At 62.4% G+C, this 23,150-nt stretch carries 21 protein-coding genes; 9 read left to right on the top strand and 12 right to left on the bottom strand.

The genetic code is table 11. The features are described 5' to 3' along the window. Positions 1-170: 170 nt before the first annotated feature. A complete protein-coding gene (locus tag AACO21_RS12120; protein ID WP_346192782.1) occupies positions 171-2,852 on the top strand; it encodes an HAD-IC family P-type ATPase in 2,682 nt (893 codons plus the stop codon). Between the two features lie 68 nt (positions 2,853-2,920). Here the strand turns inward: AACO21_RS12120 and AACO21_RS12115 are convergent, their stop codons facing one another. The 4 genes from AACO21_RS12115 to guaB form a co-directional block, all read right to left on the bottom strand. After that, positions 2,921-6,013: an efflux RND transporter permease subunit gene (locus AACO21_RS12115; protein WP_346192781.1), complete on the bottom strand. Its 3,093-nt coding sequence runs from the start codon at positions 6,011-6,013 to the stop codon at positions 2,921-2,923. A 10-nt stretch (positions 6,014-6,023) separates the two neighbouring features. Further along, entirely contained in the window at positions 6,024-7,301 is a 1,278-nt protein-coding gene (locus tag AACO21_RS12110; RefSeq protein ID WP_346192780.1) for an efflux RND transporter periplasmic adaptor subunit, read from the bottom strand. Positions 7,302-7,384: 83 nt separating this feature from the next. Beyond that, on the bottom strand, positions 7,385-9,019 hold the full coding sequence (guaA, locus tag AACO21_RS12105; protein WP_346192779.1) for a glutamine-hydrolyzing GMP synthase: 1,635 nt from the start codon (positions 9,017-9,019) through the stop codon (positions 7,385-7,387). Positions 9,020-9,094: 75 nt separating this feature from the next. Then, the gene (gene guaB, locus AACO21_RS12100) at positions 9,095-10,558 is read right to left on the bottom strand and encodes an IMP dehydrogenase (protein WP_346192778.1); all 1,464 of its coding nucleotides are present in this window, start codon (positions 10,556-10,558) and stop codon (positions 9,095-9,097) included. Between the two features lie 62 nt (positions 10,559-10,620). Here guaB and AACO21_RS12095 point away from each other — a divergent pair, with 62 nt between their 5' ends. Then, on the top strand, positions 10,621-11,130 hold the full coding sequence (locus tag AACO21_RS12095) for a DUF4124 domain-containing protein (RefSeq protein ID WP_346192777.1): 510 nt from the start codon (positions 10,621-10,623) through the stop codon (positions 11,128-11,130). Between the two features lie 93 nt (positions 11,131-11,223). Here the strand turns inward: AACO21_RS12095 and AACO21_RS12090 are convergent, their stop codons facing one another. Both AACO21_RS12090 and AACO21_RS12085 read right to left on the bottom strand, forming a co-directional pair. Further along, positions 11,224-11,553, bottom strand: a complete 330-nt coding sequence (locus AACO21_RS12090; protein ID WP_346192776.1) for an RnfH family protein — start codon at positions 11,551-11,553, stop codon at positions 11,224-11,226. Then, positions 11,546-11,989 (bottom strand): type II toxin-antitoxin system RatA family toxin, encoded by a 444-nt coding sequence (locus AACO21_RS12085; RefSeq protein ID WP_346192775.1) that lies wholly within the window; start codon positions 11,987-11,989, stop codon positions 11,546-11,548. The genes AACO21_RS12090 and AACO21_RS12085 overlap by 8 nt, the downstream gene beginning before the upstream one ends. Positions 11,990-12,048: 59 nt before the next feature. On the opposite strand from AACO21_RS12085, the gene smpB reads away from it, so the two are divergent. Together smpB and AACO21_RS12075 are read left to right on the top strand one after the other, a co-directional pair. Further along, a complete protein-coding gene (gene smpB, locus AACO21_RS12080) occupies positions 12,049-12,498 on the top strand; it encodes an SsrA-binding protein SmpB (protein ID WP_346192774.1) in 450 nt (149 codons plus the stop codon). Position 12,499: 1 nt separating this feature from the next. Continuing rightward, entirely contained in the window at positions 12,500-13,126 is a 627-nt protein-coding gene (locus AACO21_RS12075) for a trimeric intracellular cation channel family protein (protein ID WP_346192773.1), read from the top strand. A gap of 98 nt (positions 13,127-13,224) precedes the next feature. Here the strand turns inward: AACO21_RS12075 and AACO21_RS12070 are convergent, their stop codons facing one another. Together AACO21_RS12070 and AACO21_RS12065 are read right to left on the bottom strand one after the other, a co-directional pair. Next, complete coding sequence (locus AACO21_RS12070) at positions 13,225-14,115, bottom strand: radical SAM protein (RefSeq protein WP_346192772.1); 891 nt, start codon at positions 14,113-14,115, stop codon at positions 13,225-13,227. Beyond that, on the bottom strand, positions 14,112-14,549 hold the full coding sequence (locus AACO21_RS12065) for a thioesterase family protein (RefSeq protein WP_346192771.1): 438 nt from the start codon (positions 14,547-14,549) through the stop codon (positions 14,112-14,114). The genes AACO21_RS12070 and AACO21_RS12065 overlap by 4 nt, the downstream gene beginning before the upstream one ends. 110 nt (positions 14,550-14,659) lie before the next feature. On the opposite strand from AACO21_RS12065, the gene AACO21_RS12060 reads away from it, so the two are divergent. Continuing rightward, the gene (locus tag AACO21_RS12060) at positions 14,660-16,189 is read left to right on the top strand and encodes a diguanylate cyclase (RefSeq protein ID WP_346192770.1); all 1,530 of its coding nucleotides are present in this window, start codon (positions 14,660-14,662) and stop codon (positions 16,187-16,189) included. Between the two features lie 4 nt (positions 16,190-16,193). Here the strand turns inward: AACO21_RS12060 and AACO21_RS12055 are convergent, their stop codons facing one another. Further along, positions 16,194-17,390, bottom strand: coding sequence for an RtcB family protein (locus AACO21_RS12055; protein ID WP_346192769.1), 1,197 nt, complete (start codon positions 17,388-17,390; stop codon positions 16,194-16,196). 120 nt (positions 17,391-17,510) lie between these two features. Between AACO21_RS12055 and AACO21_RS12050 the strand changes: the two genes are divergently transcribed. Next, positions 17,511-18,110, top strand: a complete 600-nt coding sequence (locus tag AACO21_RS12050) for a Spy/CpxP family protein refolding chaperone (protein WP_346192768.1) — start codon at positions 17,511-17,513, stop codon at positions 18,108-18,110. Positions 18,111-18,245: 135 nt separating this feature from the next. Here the strand turns inward: AACO21_RS12050 and AACO21_RS12045 are convergent, their stop codons facing one another. Both AACO21_RS12045 and AACO21_RS12040 read right to left on the bottom strand, forming a co-directional pair. Further along, a complete protein-coding gene (locus AACO21_RS12045; RefSeq protein ID WP_346192767.1) occupies positions 18,246-19,295 on the bottom strand; it encodes a serine endopeptidase in 1,050 nt (349 codons plus the stop codon). After that, a complete protein-coding gene (locus AACO21_RS12040; RefSeq protein WP_346192766.1) occupies positions 19,292-20,209 on the bottom strand; it encodes a DUF808 domain-containing protein in 918 nt (305 codons plus the stop codon). Before AACO21_RS12040 ends, AACO21_RS12045 begins: the two co-directional genes overlap by 4 nt. Before the next feature lie 118 nt (positions 20,210-20,327). On the opposite strand from AACO21_RS12040, the gene AACO21_RS12035 reads away from it, so the two are divergent. The 3 genes from AACO21_RS12035 to AACO21_RS12025 all read left to right on the top strand — a co-directional run bounded on the left by AACO21_RS12035 (position 20,328) and on the right by AACO21_RS12025 (position 22,318). Continuing rightward, positions 20,328-20,819 (top strand): NAD(P)H-dependent oxidoreductase, encoded by a 492-nt coding sequence (locus AACO21_RS12035; protein ID WP_346192765.1) that lies wholly within the window; start codon positions 20,328-20,330, stop codon positions 20,817-20,819. 30 nt (positions 20,820-20,849) lie between these two features. Beyond that, a complete protein-coding gene (gene queF / locus AACO21_RS12030; RefSeq protein WP_346192764.1) occupies positions 20,850-21,689 on the top strand; it encodes an NADPH-dependent 7-cyano-7-deazaguanine reductase QueF in 840 nt (279 codons plus the stop codon). Between the two features lie 308 nt (positions 21,690-21,997). Further along, a complete protein-coding gene (locus AACO21_RS12025; RefSeq protein WP_346192763.1) occupies positions 21,998-22,318 on the top strand; it encodes a hypothetical protein in 321 nt (106 codons plus the stop codon). An 80-nt stretch (positions 22,319-22,398) separates the two neighbouring features. Here AACO21_RS12025 and nfsB read toward each other — a convergent pair whose 3' ends face one another. Then, complete coding sequence (gene nfsB / locus AACO21_RS12020; RefSeq protein WP_346192762.1) at positions 22,399-23,052, bottom strand: oxygen-insensitive NAD(P)H nitroreductase; 654 nt, start codon at positions 23,050-23,052, stop codon at positions 22,399-22,401. Positions 23,053-23,150: the final 98 nt, after the last annotated feature.

Here is a 23,150-nt window from a genome sequence, read left to right as displayed (position 1 = left end):
GGCATCATTTTACCCGATCTCCCCTCAGCCCCGCGGAGTCTGCCTATCCATCAGGTTTTCCCGAAGGCAGCCTGCGGAAAAAGCACGGCACGGCGCGGCTATACTGCCTCGACACGCCATGCAAACAGCACACCATCCAATCCGCTTCTCACCTTCAAACGGATGCCGCCATGAAACATGACACTCAGCCCACCTGGCACGCGCTCTCTGCCGACGCCGCTCTGAGCACACTGGACAGCACGCCGCACCAGGGCCTGGATTCAGTCCGCTGCGCAGAACGATTGAACGAATACGGCCCGAACAAACTGGCGGAGCGCCCGCCCCGTCCCGCCTGGCTGAAATTCCTGGACCAGTTTCGCAGCCTGCTTATTCTGATTCTGCTCGGGGCCGGTTTGCTGGCTGGCGCCGTGGGCGAAATCAAGGATGCGCTGGTGATTGTCATCGTGGTCCTGATCAACGCCTCGCTCGGGTTTTTCCAGGAGCACCGCGCCGAGAATGCCCTTGCCGCCTTGCGCAACATGCTGGCCCCCAGCGCCCGCGTGCGTCGTGACGGCGAAATCCGCCAGGTCGATGCGAGCACCCTGGTACCGGGCGACATTCTCCTGCTCGAGGCAGGCGACCGCATTCCCGCCGATGCCCGCGTCCTTACTGCACACGCGGCAGAAGTCGCCGAAGCCGCACTGACCGGCGAGTCCCATGCCGTGCCCAAGAGCCCGGAGTGCGTGGCGGCAGAGGCTGCACTGGCCGAGCGCAGCAACCTGCTGTTCATGAATACCGTGGTCACCCGGGGCCGCCTCGAGGCGGTGGTGGTCGCCACCGGCATGCAGACGGAGATGGGACGTCTGGCCGGCCTGCTGGCAGAAACCGCCGAATCGGCCACGCCCTTGCAGCAGCAGCTTGATGCCCTGGGCAAAAAACTGGCGCTGATCGCCAGCGGGGTCGTCGGCCTGATGTTCATCGCCGGCCTGGCCCGAGGCGATGATCTTGTACAGACCGCCATGACCGCCATCGCGCTCGCCGTCGCCGCCATTCCGGAAGGCTTGCCGGCCGTGGTGACGGTCACGCTCGCCCTTGGCATGCACCGCATGGCCAAGCGCAACGCCATTGTCAAAAAGCTCGCTGCGGTCGAAACGCTGGGCTGCACCACCGTAATCTGCTCCGACAAGACCGGCACGCTGACGCTCAACCAGATGACGGCCAAAACCCTTTATTGTGCCGGCCAGGCCTACCGGGTGGAGGGGGACGGTTACACCGGCCAAGGACGCATCGAGGCCATCGCCGACAGCGCAGGAACACCCGAGCGACTGCGCGAGGCCCTGTTGCCGGCTGCGCTATGTGCCGATGCCCGGATCCGGGACGGTGCGCTGATCGGCGATCCGACCGAAGGCGCCCTGCTCGCCCTGGCCGTCAAAGCTGGCCTGGACCCGCTGCTGCTCAATGAGTCCAGCCCGCGCATTGCGGAAATCCCCTTTGATTCCAGCCACAAATACATGGCCACCTTCCATCACGATGGCGACACGGTTCGCCTCTGGCTGAAGGGTGCACCGGACGTCGTGCTGGCTCGCGTGACGCAGGTGCTGGACCGGCACGGGGCACAAGCGCTGACGGCGGATCTCGCAGCCAGTCTGCGGCGAGAGAACGAGCGTCTGGCGGGCGATGCCATGCGGGTGCTGGCGTTGGCCGGACGGAGCATTCCTGCCGCCGATTTCGATCCCGCGGCCGCCCCGGAAGTCCTCCAGGCCTGGGCCCAGGACCTGACCCTGACCGCCCTGGTCGGCATCATCGATCCGCCGCGCAGCGAGGCGCGTGATGCGATCGCCTTGTGTGCGGCGGCCGGTGTTCAGGTCAAGATGATTACCGGCGACCACCCCGTCACGGCCGCCGCCATCGCCAGCCAGCTTGGCTTACAGGGGGAAACACATGCCGGACGGGAACTCGATGGTCTGAGCCCAAGTGAGGTGGCTGCGCTGGTTGAGCGCAGCGCCGTGTTTGCCCGGGTCGCACCCGAGCACAAGATGCGGATTGTCGATGCCCTGCAAAGCCAGGGGCATGTGGTGGCGATGACGGGGGACGGGGTCAACGATGCGCCCGCCCTGAAAACCGCCGACATTGGGGTCGCCATGGGCATCACCGGGACCGAGGTGACCAAGGAGGCCGCCACGCTGGTGCTCACCGACGACAACTTCGCCACCATCGTGCGGGCCGTGGAGGAAGGCCGGACCATCTACGAGAACATCGTGAAGTTTGTCCGTTTCCAGCTGTCGACCAACATCGGCGCCATTCTCACCGTGCTCGGCGCGCCCTTCCTCGGCCTGGCCACGCCCTTCACGGCCATCCAGATTCTGTGGGTCAACATCATCATGGATGGGCCGCCGGCAATGACCCTCGGCGTCGAACCGGCGCGTCCCGGCATCATGCACGAACGCCCCAGGACCAGCGATACCGCCATCCTGTCCACCTCGCGTCTGGCCCGGATTGCCCTCTATGGCCTGACCATGGCCGTGGGCACGCTCGGCATCTATGCCTGGGGCCTGCAACACGCCGACGCCGCCAAGGCCACGACGCTGGCCTTCACGACCTTCGTGCTCTTCCAGTTCTTCAACATTTTCAATGCCCGCGCCGAATACGGCAGTGCGTTCAACCGCCAGTTCTTCAGCAACGGCAAGCTCTGGCTGGCCCTCTTGGGCGTTGTCAGCCTGCAGGTGGTGGCGGTGCATTGGGCACCGGCGCAAGTCATCTTCGACACCGTCGATCTGGATGCGGCCGAATGGGCGCTCAGCGTCGCCGTGGCCTCGACCACCCTGCTCTTCGAGGAAACCCGCAAACTCTTCATGCGCTGTTTGGGGCGTTGAGGCAAAAACGGGGTTTCCTGACGGTCGACCGTCGGGAAACCCCGTTTTTCATAGCCAGCCGTCTTGGTTCAGGCCGTCTGCTCGGGCACGGGAGAGGGAATCCCCTCGTCGCGCGTGAAACGGTCCAGATACAGATAGATCACCGGCGTCAGGTAAAGCGTCAGCACCTGCGACAACATCAAGCCCCCGACCACCGCCAGACCGAGCGGCTGCCGCACTTCAGCCCCGGCACCGATCCCCAGCGCAATAGGCAGGGTCCCGACCAGCGCGGCCATCGTCGTCATCATGATCGGGCGGAAACGGACCACACTCGCCTCATAGATGGCTGTGTAGGCATCGGCCCCCTCCTTGCGACGCTTTTCCAGCGCGAAGTCGATCATCATGATCGCGTTCTTCTTGACGATCCCGATCAGCAGGATGACGCCGACAAAGGCATAGAGGCTGAGATCGACCTTGAAAATGAGCAAGGTGATGAGCGCCCCCAGGCCGGCCGACGGCAGGCCGGACAGGATGGTCAGCGGGTGGATGAAGCTTTCGTACAGGATGCCGAGCACCAGATAAACAACCAGCACCGCCACCAGCAACAGCACCCCCAGCCCCTGCAGCGAGGACTGGAAAGCCTGCGCTGTGCCCTGCAGGCTGGTCGCCAGCGAGGCCGGGACGTTGACCTCGGATTCGAGCACCTTGATCCGGTCGACCGCATCGCCCAGCGACACGCCCGGCAGCAGGTTGAAGGAAATGGTCACGGAAGGCAGCTGCCCTTGGTGATTCACCGTCAGCGCCTGCGTCTTCTTGGTAAATCGGGCCACGGTATCGAGCGGGATCAGCTTGCCGCCACCGCGCACATACAGGCGCGACAGCATCTGCGGATCGGCCTGATAGGCCGGATCGACCTCCAGAATGACCTGATACTGCGCCGTGCTGCCGTAAATGGTGGACACCTGGCGGGCACTGAACGCGCTTTGCAGGGCGTCCTCGACCTGGGCAAAGGTCAATCCCAGCGCACCGAGCTTGTCGCGATCGACCTCAACCCCGACCACCGGACTCAGGTTGTTGAGGTTGTTGGTAACGTCCACGAAGCCCGGCAACTGTCGGATTTTCTGGGTCAGCGTGCCGGTCCATTGATACAGTTCATCGAGATCGGTGCTTTGCAGGGTGTATTGATATTGTGCCGCCGTGACCTGGCCGCCGATGCGGATGACCGGCGGATTCTGCATATACACCTTGATGCCCGGCACCTGGGCGAGCTTGGGACGCAGGCGCTGAATGATCTGGTCCGGGGTCGAATTCCGCTCATGCCGCGGCTTGAGAATCATGAACACCGTCCCGGTGTTCGCCGTCGGGCGGATACCGCCAGCCCCCACGGCGGACATGAAGGACGCAATGTCCGGGTCCTGGGCAACAATCTCCGCCACCATGCGCTGGTGCTTCACCATGGAAGCAAAGGAGGCATCCTGAGCGCCCTCGGTAAAGGCAATGATCTGGCCGGAGTCCCCGCTCGGCAGGAAATCCTTGGGAACCAGGGTGAACAACCAGACGCTCAGACCAATCGTGGCAAAGAAGCTGAACAACACGCTGCGCCGGTGCTGCAAAGCCCAGCGCAGGCTGCGCTCGTAGCCGGACAGCAGGGCCGAGAAAAAGCGCTCGAACAGCTGAAAAATCCGGCCATGCGTTTCCGTCTCGGCATGCTTCACGTAACGGCTGCACAGCATCGGGGTGAGGGTCAGCGAGACGAAACCGGACACCAGAATGGCCACGCAGATGGTTACCGCGAATTCATTGAGCAGACGGCCGACAATCCCCTGCATGAAAAGCACCGGAATGAACACCGCGATCAGCGACAGGGTCATCGAAATGATCGTGAACCCGATTTCGCCCGCCCCTTTGATGGCCGCCTGAAACGGGGTTTCGCCCGCTTCTACGTGGCGGATGATGTTCTCCAGCATCACGATTGCATCATCGACCACAAAACCGACAGACAAGGTCAGCGCCAGCAGCGAGAGGTTGTCCAGACTGTAGCCGAGCAGGTGCATCACGGCGAAGGTGCCGACCACCGAAATGGGCAGCGCCAGGCTGGGAATGATCGTTGCCGACAGATTACGCAGGAAGAGCAGGATCACCATGATGACCAGGAAGCCCGACAGGACCAGCGTGAATTGCACATCCTCGATGGCGTCGCGGATGGAATGGCTGCGGTCAAACAGGATCTTCATCGTCACGGCCGCCGGCAACTTCGCCTGGAAGGCGGGCAGCACGTTCTTGATGGCATCCACCGTCTCGATGGTGTTGGCGCCAGGCTGGCGCTGGATGGCCAGCACGATGGCCCGTTTATCCACGTTCCAGCTGGCAATGCGGATGTTCTCGACGCTGTCGATCGGCGTCGCCACATCCTCCAGGCGCACCGGCGCGCCATTGCGCCAGGTCACGATGAGCGGACGGTAGGCCGCCGCATTGTTCAGCTGGCCGTTGTCCTTCAGTGCGAAGGTCTGGCGGCTGCCGTCCAGCTGGCCGACTGGCTGATTGACGTTCCCCTGGGCAACGGCCTGTTGCAGTTCATCGAAACCGATGCCGCGGGCCGCGAGCTGATCCGGATTGGCCTGGACGCGCACGGCGAATTTCTGCGAGCCGTAGATCTGCACCTGCGCAACCCCCGGGATGGTCGACAGGCGCTGCGCCAGCTGGGTTTCGGCATATTCATGGACGAGCGAGAGCGGCAGGGTCTCGGACGACATGGCAATGTAGAAAATCGGCGAATCCGCCGGATTCACCTTACGGAAAGACGGTGGCGTCGGCATGTTGGGCGGGAGCTTGCGCAGGGCTGCGGAAATCGCCGACTGGACATCCTGGGCCGCAGCATCGATATCGCGGCTCAATGAAAACTGCAGGGTAATCGTGGTCGAGCCCTGGGCACTGGTCGAGTTCATCGACTCCAGGCCGGAGATCGTCGAAAACTGCCCTTCAAGCGGTGTCGCCACCGCCGCCGCCATGGTTTCCGGGGAAGCCCCCGGCAGGCTGGCGGAAACCGAGATGGTGGGGAAGTCGACCGCCGGCAACTCCGACACCGGCAATGCACGGTAGCCCAGAATGCCGAAAACCAGGATCGCTGCCATCAGCAGCGTCGTCATGACCGGGCGACGGATACACAACTCAGGCAAGGACATCGCGGGCTCCTCAGCGGGTGGCCGATGCCGGCGCAGACGGGGCTGGCGCAGCATCACCGCTGGCGGCTGGCGCCGGCTTGGCGGCCTCCGCCGTGGCTGCAACAGGCGCGGCCACGACCGGGGCCGACTTGGCCTCACCGACCTCTGCAGCCGGCTTGGCTGCCGGCGCTTCCTTGCTCTTGGTACGGACAGTCGCCCCCGGCGTGAGACGCAACTGGCCATCCGTGACCACGACTTCCCCGGCCGCCAGACCCTTGCCAATGGCACTGCGCCCTTGATGGCTGGTCAATACCTCCACCTTGCGCAAGGCCACCGTGTCATCCGCATTCACGACATACAGGAAATTGCCTTCAGCCCCCTGCTGTACGGCTTCATTGGGTACCAGCACCGCCGCCGTCAGCCGATCCAGTACGGTGCTGACATTCAGAAACTGGCCGGGCGTCAGCGCACCCTTGGCATTATCCACCACGGCCTTCATGACGATGGTGCCGGTCGCCTGATCGACGGCATTGTCGATAAAACGTGCCTTGCCGGTAATCTCCTCGCCCTTGCTGCCGGGTATCGACATCTGAACCGCCATCGGCCCGGCGCTGAGGCTCTGGCGCAGGCGGCCCAGATGGCGCTCGGGCACCGAGAAGGTGACATACAGCGGATCAATGCGATTGACCACGGCCAAGGTCGTGTCATTGGTTTTCACCGCAGACCCCGGGAACACCAGGCGTGCGCCGACCACACCGGAGAATGGTGCCCGGATGGTGGTGTAGGAGAGTTGCAGGCGCGCCAGTTCGAGCGCGGCCTGATCCGCCTTCAAGGTTGCCGCCGCCGCCGCTTGCGTCGTTTTGACTTCGTTCAGCTTTTCATCGGACACGAAACCGCGCGCCTTCAGGCCGGTATACCGCGCCACATCAGCCTGCGCCTTGGCCAGTTGGGCTTCATCCTTTGCAACCAGGGCTTCGGCCTGCGCCGCCTTTGCAGCCAGGTCACCCCGATCCAGCTGGATCAGGACATCGCCTTTTTTCACGGCCTGACCTTCGGTGTAACGGACCGACTCAACCTGCCCGTCCACGCGGGACTTGAGGGTCACACCCTCCCAGGCTTCGGCCCGCCCCACCGTCGTGAGCAACACCGGCATCTCACCTTGCTCGGCCTTGGCCACCGTCACCGGCACCGGGCCGGGCTTGGCCGCCTGTTTTTTGGCATCACCGCCCTGGCGGCTGTACCAGACCCCGCCACCGGCGGCGAGGGCAATGACGATGACGGCAAGGAGAAGACGACGGGTGCTCGGCATGATGCATCCAGATTCGGAAAGGGTATTGGACGTAAAAAACCCGTTGCAGAACAACGGGTTTCATTGACTTTTAAAGTGGGGGATTATTCCCACTCAATGGTCGCGGGCGGTTTGCCGGAGACGTCATAAACCACGCGATTCAGGCCACGTACTTCGTTGATGATGCGGTTCGAAACCCGCCCCAGCAATTCGTACGGCAGATGCGCCCAATGCGCGGTCATGAAGTCGCTGGTCACGACGGCACGCAGGGCCACCACGTTTTCGTAGGTGCGGCCATCGCCCATCACGCCCACGCTCTTGACCGGCAGGAAGACGGCGAAGGCCTGGCTGGTGAGGTCGTACCAGCTCTTGCCAACGTCTTCTTCGCTGCACAGACCGGCGACGGCATCGTGTGCCGTGGCGACGGTCGACCGCAGTTCATCGATGAAAATGGCGTCGGCGCGCTGCAGCAGATGCGCTGCCTTCAGGGTGACTTCACCGAGGATGCGCACACCCAGGCCCGGGCCCGGGAACGGATGGCGATAGACCATCTCGCGCGGCAGGCCGAGCGCCACGCCGAGTTCGCGCACTTCGTCCTTGAACAGCTCACGCAGCGGCTCCAGCAGCTTGAGATGCATGTCTTCCGGCAGGCCGCCGACGTTGTGGTGGCTCTTGATCGTGTGGGCGCCCTTCTTGCCCTTGCCGGCGGATTCGATCACGTCCGGGTAGATCGTGCCCTGGGCCAGCCACTTGGCGGCAGAGAGCTTCTTCGACTCGGCCTGGAAGACCTCGACGAATTCCTTACCGATGATCTTGCGCTTCTGTTCCGGGTCGGACACACCGGCCAGCTTGCCCATGAAGTCGTCCACGGCATCGACGCGGATGACCTTGACGCCGAGGTTGCGGGCGAACATGTCCATGACCATGTCGCCTTCGTTCAGGCGCAGCAGGCCATGATCGACGAAAACGCAGGTCAGCTGGTCGCCGATGGCGCGATGGATCAGCGCAGCAGCCACCGAGGAATCAACGCCACCGGACAGGCCGAGGATGACTTCTTCGTCACCGACCTGCTTGCGGATGGCCTCAACGGCTTCGGCGATGTAGTCGCCCATGACCCAGTCGGTGCCGCAACCGCAGATACCATGCACGAAGCGCTCGAGCAGCGCGCGGCCCTGCTTGGTGTGGGTGACTTCCGGGTGGAACTGAACGGCGTAGAACTTGCGCGACTCGTCGGCCATGCCGGCGATCGGGCAGGACGGCGTCGAGGCCATCTTGATGAAACCCGGCGGCAGTTCCATGACGGAGTCACCGTGGCTCATCCAGACCTTGAGCATGCCGTGGCCTTCATCCGTGGTGAAGTCGGCGATGTCCTTGAGCAGTGCGGTATGGCCGTGGGCACGCACTTCGGAATAACCGAATTCGCGGGCCTTGCCGGCCGCTTCGGCAGTCATCACCTTGCCACCCAGTTGCTGGGCCATGGTCTGCATGCCGTAGCAGATGCCGAGGACCGGGACGCCCAGTTCGAACACGACATTCGGCGCACGCGGGGTGTCGCCTTCAGTGACCGAATTCGGACCGCCGGAGAGAATGATGCCCTGAGCGCCGTAATTGCGGATGAAATCGTCAGAGACGTCGTAGGGGTGAATCTCGCAGAACACCTTGGCTTCGCGCACGCGACGGGCGATCAGCTGGGTGACCTGGGAACCGAAATCGAGAATGAGGATTTTCTGGTGGCTCATTGAAAAAATCCGGAAAAGTGAATCCTTGAATGAAAAGGGCGGCTCCTTGAGCCGCCCTGCAGAATGCCGAAGCGATCAATCGAGGTGATAGTTCGGTGCTTCCTTGGTGATCTGCACATCGTGCACGTGCGATTCGCGGATGCCGGCCGAGGTAATCTCGACGAAACAGGCACGATCATGCACATCGGCGATGGTGGCGCAACCGAGGTAGCCCATCGAGGAACGCAGGCCGCCCATCAGCTGATGGATGACGGCGAGGACCGAGCCCTTGTACGGCACGCGGCCTTCGATGCCTTCGGGCACGAACTTGTCGACGTTGGCGGTGTTGTCCTGGAAATAGCGGTCGGAAGAACCGGCCTGCATGGCACCCAGCGAGCCCATGCCACGGTAGGACTTGTAGGAACGCCCCTGGAACAGCTCGACTTCGCCCGGCGCTTCTTCGGTACCAGCGAACAGGCCGCCCAGCATCACGGCATTGGCGCCGGCGGCGATCGCCTTGGCGATGTCGCCGGAGTAACGGATGCCGCCGTCGGCGATCATCGGTACGCCGGTGCCCTTGAGGGCTTCGGAGACGTTCTGGATGGCGGTGATCTGCGGCACGCCGACACCGGCCACGATGCGGGTCGTACAGATGGAGCCCGGGCCGATACCGACCTTGACGCCATCGGCACCCATATCAACGAGGGCACGCGCTGCATCGGCCGTGGCGATGTTGCCGCCGATGACTTCGATATGCGGGAAATTCTTCTTAACCCAATTGACGCGATCCAGCACGCCCTGGGAATGACCGTGTGCCGTATCGACCACGATCACGTCGATCCCGGCTTCGGCCAGCAGTTCGACGCGCTCTTCGGTCCCGGCACCAACACCGACGGCAGCGCCGGCACGCAGACGGCCGGTGGCGTCCTTGTTGGCCAGCGGATGTTCGGTGGACTTCAGGATGTCCTTGACGGTGATCAGGCCACGCAGGCTGAATTCATCGTCGATGACCAGCACGCGCTCCAGGCGATGCTTGCGGATCAGCTCTTTGGCTTCTTCGATGCTGGCGCCTTCCTTGACCGTAACCAGGCGCTTTTTCGGGGTCATGATGGCCTTGACCGGCTGATCGAGATTGGTCTCGAAACGCAGATCGCGGTTGGTCACGATACCGACCACCTTGCCGGCCTTATCGACCACCGGCAGACCGGAAATCCGGTGCTGGCGGGTGATTTCGAGCACGTCGCGAACCGTCATGTTCGGCTGGACCGTGTACGGATCCTTCAGGATACCGGACTCGAAACGCTTCACCTTGGCCACTTCGGCAGCCTGGGCCTTGGCGGAGAGGTTCTTGTGGATGATACCGATACCGCCTTCCTGAGCCAGCGCAATGGCGAGACGGCCTTCCGTGACGGTATCCATCGCGGCAGACAGCAGCGGCATGTTCAGGGTGATGTTGCGGGTCAGCTTGGTAGCAAGACTGACATCGCGCGGCAGGACTTGGGAATGTGCAGGGACGAGCAGGACGTCGTCGAAAGTGAGGGCTTTTTGCAGCAGTCGCATGGCCTTTAATCCAAGGTCACAAAATCGTATTATACAGAAATCCGGCCAAAACCTTGAGACCCATGAGAAACCTTGCGTTTTTTACCCTTGCCCTGATGTCGACCGTCGCCAGCCTTGATCTCGTTGCCCAGACGTATCAGTGGCGGGACGCCAATGGCCGCACCATCATTTCCGACTCCCCGCCCCCGCGCAACGCCAAGGATTCCCGCACGCTGGGCACGGCCCCTGCCCCTGCAGTAGGCCAAGCGCCGGCAGCGCAGCCAGGACAGGCTGCAGCGTCACCGGCAGCGGCACAACCGGCCGCCCCCAAAACCACGGCTGAAAAAGAAGCCGAGTTCAGAAAGCGCCAGCAGGAAGCCAAGGAAAAGGCTGAAAAAGCGGAGAAAGAACAGGCCGCCGCCCGCGAGCGCCAGGAAGTTTGCGAGCGCGCCCGCCGCAACCTGGCCATGCTGGAGTCTGACCAGGCCGTTTCCATGGCCAGCGAAACAGGCGAAAAACAGACCCTCGACGCCAACCAGCGCGCCCAGGAAATCGAACGCGCCCGTCGCCTGGTGGCGGAAACCTGCAAATAATCGCGCGCAACATACGGACGCAAAAAAGCCGGGGCCAGCCCCGGCTTTTTCATGCCCACCCGGTATCCGGCAGGGCGGCTGGATTCAACAGACTCAGGCTTCGGTGCCCGCCTCAGCCTCGCCCGCGCCTTTTTTCATGACCTTGCCTTCCGCCGCCCGCTGCTTGCGGACTTCTTTCGGATCGGCAATCAAGGGCCGGTAAACTTCAACGCGATCCTTGTCGCGCAGCACCGCGTCCACCTTGGCCAACTTGTTCCAGATGCCCAGCTTGTTTTTCTTGAGATCGATCTCCGGGTACTTGGCAAGCAGGCCGGAAGCCTCGATGGCAGCCTGAACGGTGGTGCCCGCCGGTACCTTGAGGGAAACGACCTCCTGCTTGGTCGCCAAGGGGTAACACACTTCAATCTGAATCAGGTCAGCCATGGCTGGCTCCATAAACTTGGGCGGCGCGACGCACGAAGGCATCGACAAAGGTATTGGCAATGTGACCGAAAACCGGCCCGATGATTTTCTCGAACAGCTTGCTGGAAAACTCGTAGTGCAGCCGGAACTCGATCTTGCAGGCATTTTCAGCCAGCGGTTTGAAATGCCACGACCCTTCGAGACGGCGGAACGGTCCATCGACCAGGCGGATCAGCATGCTCTGCGGAAACACCTTTTCGTTCTCCGTAGTGAAGGATGATTTCACCGAGTGGTAATTGATATGCAGCGTTCCCACCGTCTTGTGCGCATCCCGGAACTTCACTTCGGTCTTGCTGCACCACGGCAGGAAGGCGGGGTAATCCTCGCAACGGTCGACGAGTTCGAACATGCGCTCGGCAGATTGTTCGATGAGTACGGTCTTTTCAACCAGGGCCATGCGGCGTGAGTCTTCCTGAATCCTGTAGAATCGCGAATTTTAATGGAACACCCGGCAGCATGAGCATCACGGTCAACAAAAAAGCCTTCCACGACTTCTTCATCGAAGAGAAGTATGAAGCCGGCCTCGCCCTGCAAGGCTGGGAGGTCAAGGCCATCCGTGCCGGCCGGATGAACATCAAGGAATCTTACGTCGTGATCAAAAACGGCGAGATTTTCCTGATCGGCATGCACATCACGCCGCTGCCCACCGCCTCCACCCACGTCAATCCGGACCCGACCCGGACGCGCAAGCTGCTGTTGCACGCCAACGAGATCAGCAAGCTGATCGGCAAGGTGGAACGTGCCGGCTATGCGCTCGTGCCCATCGATCTGCATTACACGCGTGGCCGCATCAAGCTCGAAGTCGGTCTGGCCAAGGGCAAGAAGCAGCACGACAAGCGCCACGATGCCGCCGACAAGGATGCCAAGCGCGAGGCCGAGCGTGCCATGAAGGACCGTCAGCGCTGACGTGAGCGTCGATACCCTGCTCTACTGGGTCGGTCTGGCCGCGGTGGCGGTCAATGCGCTGACCGGCGTCCTCGATTCAGAGCGCAAGCAGATGGATCTAGTCGGCGCCCTGCTCGTCGGCTTTGCCACCGCCCTGGGCGGCGGTACGGTGCGCGACCTGCTGCTCGACCGCAATGTCTTCTGGGTGGTGGATCAGACTTATGTCACGGTCGCCCTGGGGACAGGCTTTCTGACCTTCTTTGTGGCGCGCGCGCTGACCATTCCGCCCCGCCTCTTCCTGATTCCGGATGCCCTCGGTCTCGCGCTCTTCACCGTCGTGGGAACCCAAGTCGCGCTGCAATGGCACACACCCTGGCTGGTCGCCAGCCTGATGGGCATGATCACCGGGGTGCTGGGGGGCGTCATTCGCGACATCCTGTGCAACGATGTCCCGCTTGTTTTCCTCAAAGGGGAACTCTATGCCAGCGCTGCCTGGCTCGGGGCGATGACCCTGATCGGGCTGCAGGCTGTCGGCTTCCATGCCATCGACGCCTCCTGGGTGGCAATGGCCGTTGTGCTGGTCCTGCGCCTGCTGGCCATGCGCTACCACCTCACCCTGCCCGCCTTCGGCAGCCGATCAGAACGCTGAAGCACCGGTTGGAGCCAAGCGGGCTTCAGCCTGCACCAAGGCCCTGACCAGATCGATTTCGCCCTATTCCGACGGTCGACCGTCGGAATAGGCGTGTTTTACAGACCGCGCATCCAGGCCGGACGAAGCGGCGCATGCTCAGGCTGAGCGATGGCCGACCGCACCTCCGCCAGCAGACGCGCCTTATCGGCCCCCAGCGTCCCCTTGAGGACCAGCCAGTTGGAGGCATGGTCGCTGCGAAAAACCGTGCGCTTCAACTCAAGTGCCGACAGAAAGACTTCCATCTCACGGAACAAGGCGAGCTGATCAAGCGGTTCCCAATCCGGGAAATCAGCCCGGAAGCGTTGCTCCCCCTTGGGAAAGCTGACGACCAGCGTCGAGAGGTATTCCGGCTGGGTCAGATTGGCGAGCCGGGCCGAGGCCATGGCATGCGCCTCGCTGTGCGCCGTGCCGCCCAGGCCATTGAGGATCATTACGGAGCGGGTGATCCCGGCCGCCCCCAGCATGTCGAGCGCAGACCGTGTGGAATCGAAGGTTTCGCCCTTGTTGACCGCCGCCAGGACCGTATCGTCGCCGGACTCGGCGCCGACATAGACCATTTTCAAGCCAGCTGCAGCCAGGGCATCGACCTCGGCCTGCGTTTTCTTGCGCAGGTTGCGCGGCAGGCAATAGGCGGAAACACGGCGCACCGCCGGCATATGGGTGCGGATCGCCGCCAGAATGGTGAGCAGACGGCGGGTCGGCAGCACCAGCGCATCACCATCGGCCAGAAAGACGCGCCGGACCTGATCCCCGTACAGAGCCCCTGTCCGGCGAATGCTTTCCAGCACCTCGTCCTCGCTACGCGCCCGAAAAGCCTTTTGCGGCGCGGTGTACATCTCGCAGAAGGTGCACTGGTTCCACGAACAGCCATCGGTCACCGGCAGGATCAGCGACTCGGCTTCGCTCGGCGGGCGAAAAACCGGTTCGACGTAGCGGATGGGGATCATGCCCCGCGCTGGCCGGAAACGCGATCGACGAAAGCCTGCGGCAACAGGGCCGGCTTGCGGGCCGTGTAATCGAAGAACATGATCCCGTGCTTGCCGCGCGCCACTTCGCGCCCGCTGGCCTTATCCAGCAGGCGCCAGACAAAATCACAGCCATATTTGTTGAAATCGGCCACGGCAAAATCCGCGACCAGGGTTTCGCCATGAAACGCTTCGGAGCGATACTGCACCGCCGCATCCGCCACGATCAGGCCACAACCTTCCGTATCGAGTTCGGTATAGCCCATCGACTTCAGGAAACGCACCCGCCCCTCGGCCACCAGAGAGAGCAGACCGGCATTATCGACGTGATGGCCGTAATTGATATGCTGGATGTAAATGGGGATTTCCGTTGAAAACAGGAAGGACTCGGGCAAATCGATCTGAATGCGGGCCATGATCAGGAAAACGGCAAAATGGAAAAGCGCATTCTAAAGGCCTTCTCCCCTGGGCGTTTACCCCGGTATGCCATTTTGCTGGCCTGTACTATCATTTTCATATGAGCTTGATGTCCATCCCGAAACACTCGCGGGCCACGGTCATTGCGATCGTGCTGTTCCTCTGTTTCGATTTTTTGACCCTCGGCCTGAATATCTGGGTCACCATGCGCATCGAGTCGCAGGCAGTCGGCATCAACCTGGCCGGGCGGCAGCGCATGCTGTCCCAGCGCATGGTCAAAACCCTGCTCCAACTCGACAATACCCTCAAACGAGACGAACCCACCGCCAACGGCCTGCAGGAACTGCAACTCACCTTCCGGCTGTTCGACGACACTCTGCGCGGCTTCAGCGAAGGCCACATCACCCAGAGCGGCACCGAGCAGGAAATCTTCCTCCCGGCAGTCAGCGGCCAGGCAGCGCGTTATCTGGTTGAAGAAGCCAACCATGTCTGGGCCCCCTATCGCGAACGCATCGTCGCCGTCCTCGAAGCCGATGGCACCCAGCTGCTGCACGCCCTGCCGGCGGCAGTCACGGCAGCCGAGCGCTACAACCTGCAATTGCTGAGCCTGATGAACCGCCTGACCAGCGAGCTGGAGCGCGAAACGCAGCACGAAGCGCAACAGGTGCGCCTGGTCCAGAGCGTGGCCTTCCTGCTTGCCCTGCTCAACGCCCTCGTTGCGCTAGTGTTGTATCAGCGGCGGATGAAGGCCACCGACCAACAGAAGGACTTGCTGGACGAGATCATCAACCGCGTCAGCGCAAGCATTCTGGTCCTCGACGAAGCCCACCAGGTGGTACAGGCCAACCGGACGGCCGAAAACATGTTCGGTTACGGTGCGGGCGAATTGAATGGACTGCCACTGAAATCCCTGCTCCACGGCAGCGATGGCAACCAGATCGGAAAATGCCGTGACGGGGCCACCTTCATGGCTGAAAGCGTCCGCCAGGACGGTGAGTTCGGTGGCCGCGCCTTGCAGATCGTGACCATTTCCGATGTCACGCTGAACCGCAAGCATGAAGCACATCTGACCACACTGGCCTATCACGACCTGCTCACCCAGCTGCCCAACCGCATGTTGTTCGACGACCGCCTGCAACAGGAAATCGCCCACGCGCAGCGCCACAACCTGATGGTCGGCGTGATGTTCCTAGACCTCGACCATTTCAAGCCGGTCAATGATCGCTATGGGCACGATGTCGGTGATCAGCTCCTGCGTGAAGTGGCTCGCCGCCTGCAGGAAGTGCTGCGCGAAACGGACACCGTTTCACGGCGTAGCGGCGACGAATTCACCCTGCTGATCAGCGATGCTCAGGGCCGAGAAAGTCTCTCCCTGGTTGCCGACAAGATCATTGCCTGCATCGAACAGCCAATCTGTGTGCGCGGCATTGAACTCCATATCAGCGTTTCCATCGGCATCAGCCAGTTTCCGATTGATGGCGCAGATTCCGCCACCCTGCTCGCGCACGCCGATGAGGCGATGTACCGCGCCAAACAGCATGGCCGGGGGCGCAAGGAGTTTTACAGCAATGGCGAGGCGCATGCGCCGACCGGCACAGCCGCGCCCCCCGGCTACGCCGAGGGACTGGACGGGCAATAAACCCTTAGCCCTTGACGCAGACCACCTGCTTCAAGGTATGCACGATCTCCGTCAGATCACGCTGATTGGCCATCACGGCGTCGATGTCTTTGTAGGCGGCGGGAATTTCGTCGATGACCCCCTTGTCCTTGCGGCAGATCACGCCTTCGGTCTGGCGCCGCAAATCGGCTTCGACAAAACTGCGGGCGGCCGCGTTGCGGCTCATGCGACGCCCCGCACCGTGGGCACTGGAGCAGAAGCTCTCTGCATTGCCCTTGCCGCGCACGATGTAGCTGCGCGCCCCCATGCTACCGGGCACGATGCCCAGTTCGCCCTGCCCCGCCAGGATCGCCCCCTTGCGCGTCACCCATACATGCTTGCCATAGTGGCGCTCACGCGCCACATAGTTGTGGTGGCAATTGACCACTTCGCCGGTCACCGTAAAGGCCGGCAAATGGCGCTCCATGCCGCGCAGGACCAGATCGAGCATGCATTCCCGGTTGGCAAAGGCGTAGGTCTGCGCCCAGAGTACGGCCTCAACGTAATCGTCAAAACGGGCGCTGCCTTCCTTGAAATAAGCCAGATCCCGGTCCGGCAGGTGAATCTCCTGGCGCAGCATGTCTTCCCGGGCCAATTCGATGAAATAGCTGGCGAGCGCATTGCCAATGCCCCGGCTGCCTGAATGCAGCATGACCCAGACCTGATCGGCCTCATCGAGACAGACCTCGATGAAATGATTGCCGCCCCCCAGCGTCCCCAGCTGATTGACCCACTTCGAATAACGGCCAAAGCGCTTCAGGAGTTGCGGATGCCGGGCCATCAGGGCATTGAGGCCGGTTTCGAAGGGCTGCGCCTGGTGCTGCAGCGCACGTGCATCCTCATGCTGGGCTTTGCCGACGGGCACATCGCGGCTGATCTGATCGAACACGCGGCGCAGCGACTTTTCGTCGAGTTGCCGGGCATTCAGCGACAAGCGGCAGGCCACCATGCCACAGCCCAGATCGACCCCCGCCGCAGCCGGCACGATGGCCTGATGCGTGGCGATCACCGAACCGATGGTGGCACCAATACCGAGATGTACATCCGGCATGGCCGCCACATGATGGTGGATGAAGGGCAAGGCCGCGATGTTGGCAAGCTGCTGGCGGGAAGCGTCATCGATGTCATCAGTCCAGATATGGACCGGCACCTGCGCCCCCTTGAGGGTCTGATGGATCGGCATGGCGCGAGGGTAGCAAAAACGCCGACCCAGAGCATCCGAACAAAGCGTTACCACTGCTTAACCGCGCTTAACGGAATGCGGAACAACAATACCCGGCCTCACAGAACCGGATGACGCGCCATGACACAGCCTCGCCTCTCAATACGCCCTTATTTACTTGCAGCCTCCCTCAGTATGGCCGGTTGCGCGCCGATGGGCAGCCCAGGCCATGATCGTTACAGCGAACCCGAACGAAGGGAGGCTGCGGTCCCTGCAGGGAGCGTCATCAACAACCTGCAGCAGCAACTGCAACAAACCGCTGAGGCACTCAAGCTGAGCCCCACTCAGGCGGTGCTATGGGACAGCTATCAGGACAAGATCGGTGCCCTGATGAGCGATCAGATGAAGTTACAACCCTATCGGGCCAGCCGGAGTCCGGCGCCGCAACAGATCGCCCAGAAAGTCGATGCGGTGCGTCATCGCCTGACTGCACTGGAGGACATCGAGGATGCAGCCAATCACCTTTACGCTGCACTGACCCCATCACAGCAAGCAACCGCCGACCAACTGCTGCCCAATACGATACCGACACTTTATTCAGGCTTGAGTACAGCAGGTGCTACAGAGGAACGCAGCGGCAATGGCCGCGAGGGCCGAGGCGGCCCTTCAGGCAACCGGGGCGGCCCCGGTGGTGGTATGGGTGGTATGGGGGGAGGCATGGGCGGCGGCCTCGGCCGCTGATCCTGCCGCATATCGCACAGTTGAAATCAGCCCCATGCCAATAGTCGACCGTCGGGAAGCAGCAAAAACCGCCGCCAGGAACGCACGGTTACTGCCCCGGCAGATTGCTGTCTTTACGTATCAACGCAATCTGTTTCAGCCCTGCACCGCATCCTTCGCGGCGGCGCCGCAGGCATGACAGAAACGGGCGAAGGCGCTCTTGCGGGTCTCGCAGGCGCCGCAGTGGTCGAACAGGCAAATCCCGCAATGCGGGCAGTAATCGATGCTCGTGTTCGTGAGATCCACCGGGCGCTCGCAGCCCGGGCAGACTTTTTTGCCCAGACGGGCCAGCGCCGTGTCGTAGGAGAGTTCGCGCCGACGCTCGACATCGGGCAGGGCTTCGGCCTGCTTCTGGCGCTCCAGATACCGGTTCAGGGCGAGGATCGCGTAGCGGCCGACCAGCACGGTGAGCAAGATGCCGACCACCGAGCGCACGTAGCCGCCATAGCTCGGCAGATACGGCACCAGTTCGACAAAGAAGGCAAACAGCGCAAAGTAGATGAAGCCCCAGACAAAGGGCCACCAGGTGCTCTGCCGCTTTTTCGCAAACAGCCAGCCGGCGATGCCGAGCAGCGGCAGGGTCAGTGCCAGGCGATAGCCAAAGACGCGCAACTCCTGCGCCTGCAAGGCGGCGGTCAACGCGCCGGAGGCATCGTTTTCCAGCGTCTGCAAATTGCGCCGCGCCTGCGCTTCGGCCTGACGGGCATCCAGCAGCACCTGCTGGACGCGCTCCACATCGGACAAGGCTTTGCGTTCGAGCACTTTCAACTCTTCCAGCGCACGCGTCCTGGCGATCAGTTCAGCATCCTGATCCGGCCGCTGCGTGGCATGGCGGGTTGAGAGCCAGCCGTTGAAGGTGTCGCGCGCCGTAGCAGCGTTGGCACGGGCCGCGTTCAGTTTCAACTGCGCCTGATCGTGCGCCTCCTGGGCCGTCCGCGCCGTTTCCTCGGCCTGACGAATCTGCTGCCGGGCCTTCTGCGCCGCCGGCTGATCAATGTAGTCTTCCAGCTGCGGGTAATGCTCGACCTTGGGCAGATTGGCCACCAGGTTATTCCCCAGGCCAATCAGGAAGCTGGCAAACACCACCGCCACCAGCCAGAGGCCGAAGCGGAACCATTTTTCCGACAAACGCAATGCCTTGCTCATGCTGCCTCCCGTTGTGCGCCCCGTAACCACTGGAGCAGGAACATCCCGGCCACGGCCAGGCTACCGCCCACCAGACCGACGACCATGGCCAGCCCGCTTTCAACCACCATGCCGAGCTTGCCGCTCGCTGCGACAAAATCCGCCACCACATGATGCACCGGCGGCAGGCCATGCACCAGAATACCGCCGCCGACCATGAACATCGCCGCCGTGCCGAGCACCGTCAGCAGTTTCATCAGTTTGGGCGCCGCCAGGACCAGCCCCTGGCCAACGCGCTGCAGCGCCCGCTGCGGCTTTTTCAGCAGGTAGAAACCCAGATCGTCGAGCTTGACGATCCCGGCCACCACGCCATACACCCCCACGGTCATGAGCAGCCCGATGCCCGCCAGCACGCTCAATTGCGTCATGAAGGGCCGGTCCGCCACGGTACCGAGCGCAATGACGATGATTTCCGCCGACAGCACGAAATCGGTGCGGATGGCGCCCTGGATCTTCTCCGCTTCAAAGGTCGCCATATCGATGCCCGGATCGTCCAGGGCGGCCTTCTCGGCGGCGTGCTCCTGGGGCGAAGCTTTGTGCAGAAGCTTTTCCACCCCCTCGAAGCAGAGATACAGCCCGCCCAGCATGAGCAGCGGCAAGACCGCCTGCGGCAGGATGGCACTGATCGCCAGCGCGGCCGGCACCAGAATCAGCTTGTTTTTCAGGGAGCCAAGTGCCACCGCCCAGACCACCGGCAATTCGCGTTCGGCGCGCACACCCGCCACCTGCTGGGCATTGAGCGCCAGATCATCACCGAGCACCCCCGCCGTCTTCTTGGCGGCCACCTTGGTCATCAAGGCCACGTCATCCAGCACGCTGGCAATATCGTCAATCAGGGCAAGCAGGCTGGCACCGGCCATCGGGGTTCCTCTCATTTTGGGCGTTGTCCTGCGGTCGACCGCAGGATCACGGCATTTTTCAATGCCGGCAGTCTACCCGAGGGCACATCGGTCCAGACTTCACGCGCACGAAAAAATAGGCACAATGACTGTCATGAAAACGCTGCTCATCGTTTATCACTCCCTCACCGGCTGCACCCGCCAGATGGTGATGGCCGCAGCCGACGGCGCCCTCACCGAGCTCGGCATCCGGGTGCTGGTCAAGCATGCGCGCGACACCCATGTTGACGATGTCCTGCACGCGGCGGGCTACCTGTTTGCCACCCCGGAAACGCTGGGCAGCATGAGCGGCCTGCTCAAGGATTTTTTCGACCGGACCTATTACCCGGCCCTCGAGCAACTCAATGGCCGCCCCTACGCGAGCCTCATCTGCGCCGGCAGCGACGGCCAGGGCGCAGCCCGGCAGATCGAACGCATCGCCACCGGCTGGCGCCTCAAATCCGCCGCCCCGCCCCTCATCATCTGCACCCACGCCCAAACGCCGGAGGCCATCCTGAATCCCAAGCAGATCCCGACGGTCGACCTCGACGCCTGCCGCGAATTGGGCGCAGCCATCGCCGGCGGCCTGGCCCTGGGCATCTTCTGAGCCACCCGGCGGCTCAGGTAAAATGGCGCAATGACACAGCGCACCGACCCCAGCCAGCACTCGCCGCTTGGCAAGACCACGGCCTACCGCAGCGACTACGCCCCGGAACTCCTCTACCCGATTCCGCGCCAGATCAAGCGGGACGAAATCGGCATCGACGGCACGCACCTGCCCTTTTTGGGCGAGGACATCTGGAACGGCTACGAAGTCTCCTGGCTCAACCCGAAAGGCAAGCCGGTCGTCGCCCTCGCCACCTTCCGCGTACCGGCCAGCAGCCCCAACCTGATCGAATCCAAATCCTTCAAGCTCTACCTGAATTCGCTCAACCAGACCGCCTACCCGGACAGCGAAACCGTGCGTGCCACGCTCATGCGCGACCTCTCCGCCGCCGCCGGCGCACCGGTTCAGGTTGAACTGCTGCCACTGGAACAACAACCGCAAGTCGGCGTCACCTACCCCGACGGCACCCTGCTCGACACGATGGATATTGCCTGCGACAACTACCAGCCCGCCCCGCACCTGCTGGCGACGGTCGACGGTCCGGAAGTCGAAGAAACGCTCTACTCCCACCTGCTCAAATCCAACTGCCTGGTCACCGGCCAGCCGGACTGGGCCATGGTCGTGATCCGCTACCGCGGCCGCCCGCTCGACCACGCCGGCCTGCTCCGCTACATCGTCTCCTTCCGCGAGCACAACGAGTTCCACGAACAATGCGTCGAGCGCATCTTCACCGACCTCATGCGCCAGTGCGCCCCGCGCACCCTCTCGGTCTACGCCCGCTACACCCGCCGCGGCGGCCTCGACATCAACCCCTTCCGCAGCACCGACACCAGCACCGCCCCGGACAACCTGCGGGAAGTACGGCAGTAAACACAGCCTCCTCGCTGTGCTTACACGTGCGTCGGTGACAGCCCCTTAAAAGCTTGTTACGACGCATTGCCGAGCTTTTGTCGAGGAACGGACATCTAACTTCACTCGTTCACCAAGGCCATTATTCCATCTTCCCCTTACGAGAAACGTCCTACAGCTACTCAGCCTATGTCAAATGCAACGTTTTGTTACGGTGCTGGATTTCTCTGTCATGAGGGCTATAAGTGAATTGACGGGATGAAAAAACGCATTCCGCCAGCTTCATCTGAAATTCATCATGGTGTATGGATATTGTTTGGGAGAGAAAAATGACCAAGAAAACCGTAAAAATTGCGCTGTCTGCTATCGCGCTAGGCTTGATGGCCTCTACAGCATCCTTCGCCGCAGATGCTCCAATTTATGGCAGCCAGTTGATGTCCAAACAGGAGCGCATCGAGCATCGCAATAAGTTGCGGGCCGCGAAAACTGTAGAAGAGCGAGAGCAAGTCAGGCTGCAACATCATGAGCAAATGCAACTGCGTGCGAAGGAAAAAGGGGTTACCTTGCCGGACACACCACCAGCCCAAGGCGCCGGACAAGGTCGTGGCGTAGGCCCCGGAAGCGGAATGGGGCCAGGGCGGAATCGCTAAGCCAGCTTCAGTATCACGCCCCGTTGCAGGGCGTGACAGGGGGCGCCATCGGGTTGATGGCGCCTGGCGACGGTCGACCGTCAGATTTCGCTGAAAACCACCTCGGCCGGCAGGCGGGATTTCGGCAGTTTGGCGTTGAAATCCTGCTCGCTGCTGTAACCCAGGGCGCACATCACGACGGCGCGCAGGCCCTTTTCCGGCAGGCCGAGGGCGGTGTCGAGGGCGGCGACGTCGATGCCTTCCATCGGGCAGGCGTCGACGCCGACAGCGGCGGCGGCTTGCAAGAGGTTGCCGAGGGCGATGTAGATCTGACGATCGGCCCAGGCATCCAGGTCGTTCAACTGGTCACGATGCAGGGTGACGTAGAAACCGCGCGAGTTGGCCTGGCCGGCCTTGGCTTCCGGGGTGGCGAAGCGGCCGTCGCTTTCTTCCTGGGCGAGAAGCGTGTTGAGGTGGGTGTCATCGAGCGTGGTGCGGGCGCAGAAAACCACGACGTGCGAGGCACCGCGGACCTTGCCGGCATTGTAGGCAAAGGCGCCGTCCAGCGTGGCGGCCAGGGTTTCCTTTCCGGCGTCGCTGCCGGCGATGACGAAGTGCCAGGGCTGGCTATTGACCGAGGACGGCGCATAGCGCAGCACGGTCTTCAGGTCCGCCAGCACGGCCGCATCGATCTTGCGGGCCGGATCGAAGGCCTTGCAGGTGCGACGGGTCGTGGCAATCTGGGCAATGTTCATGGTGGGGCATCCTTATCGGTATCTGTAATGGGGGCTGCGCCATCCGGCCGCTCGCGGTTAGAATCCGGTTCCGCGACAGCCTTCCGGCGGTCGACCGG

The sequence above is a fragment of the Dechloromonas sp. ZS-1 genome (assembly GCF_039649255.1).
Taxonomy (GTDB): domain Bacteria; phylum Pseudomonadota; class Gammaproteobacteria; order Burkholderiales; family Rhodocyclaceae; genus Azonexus.
This window is presented reverse-complemented; position numbering and strand designations above follow the sequence as displayed.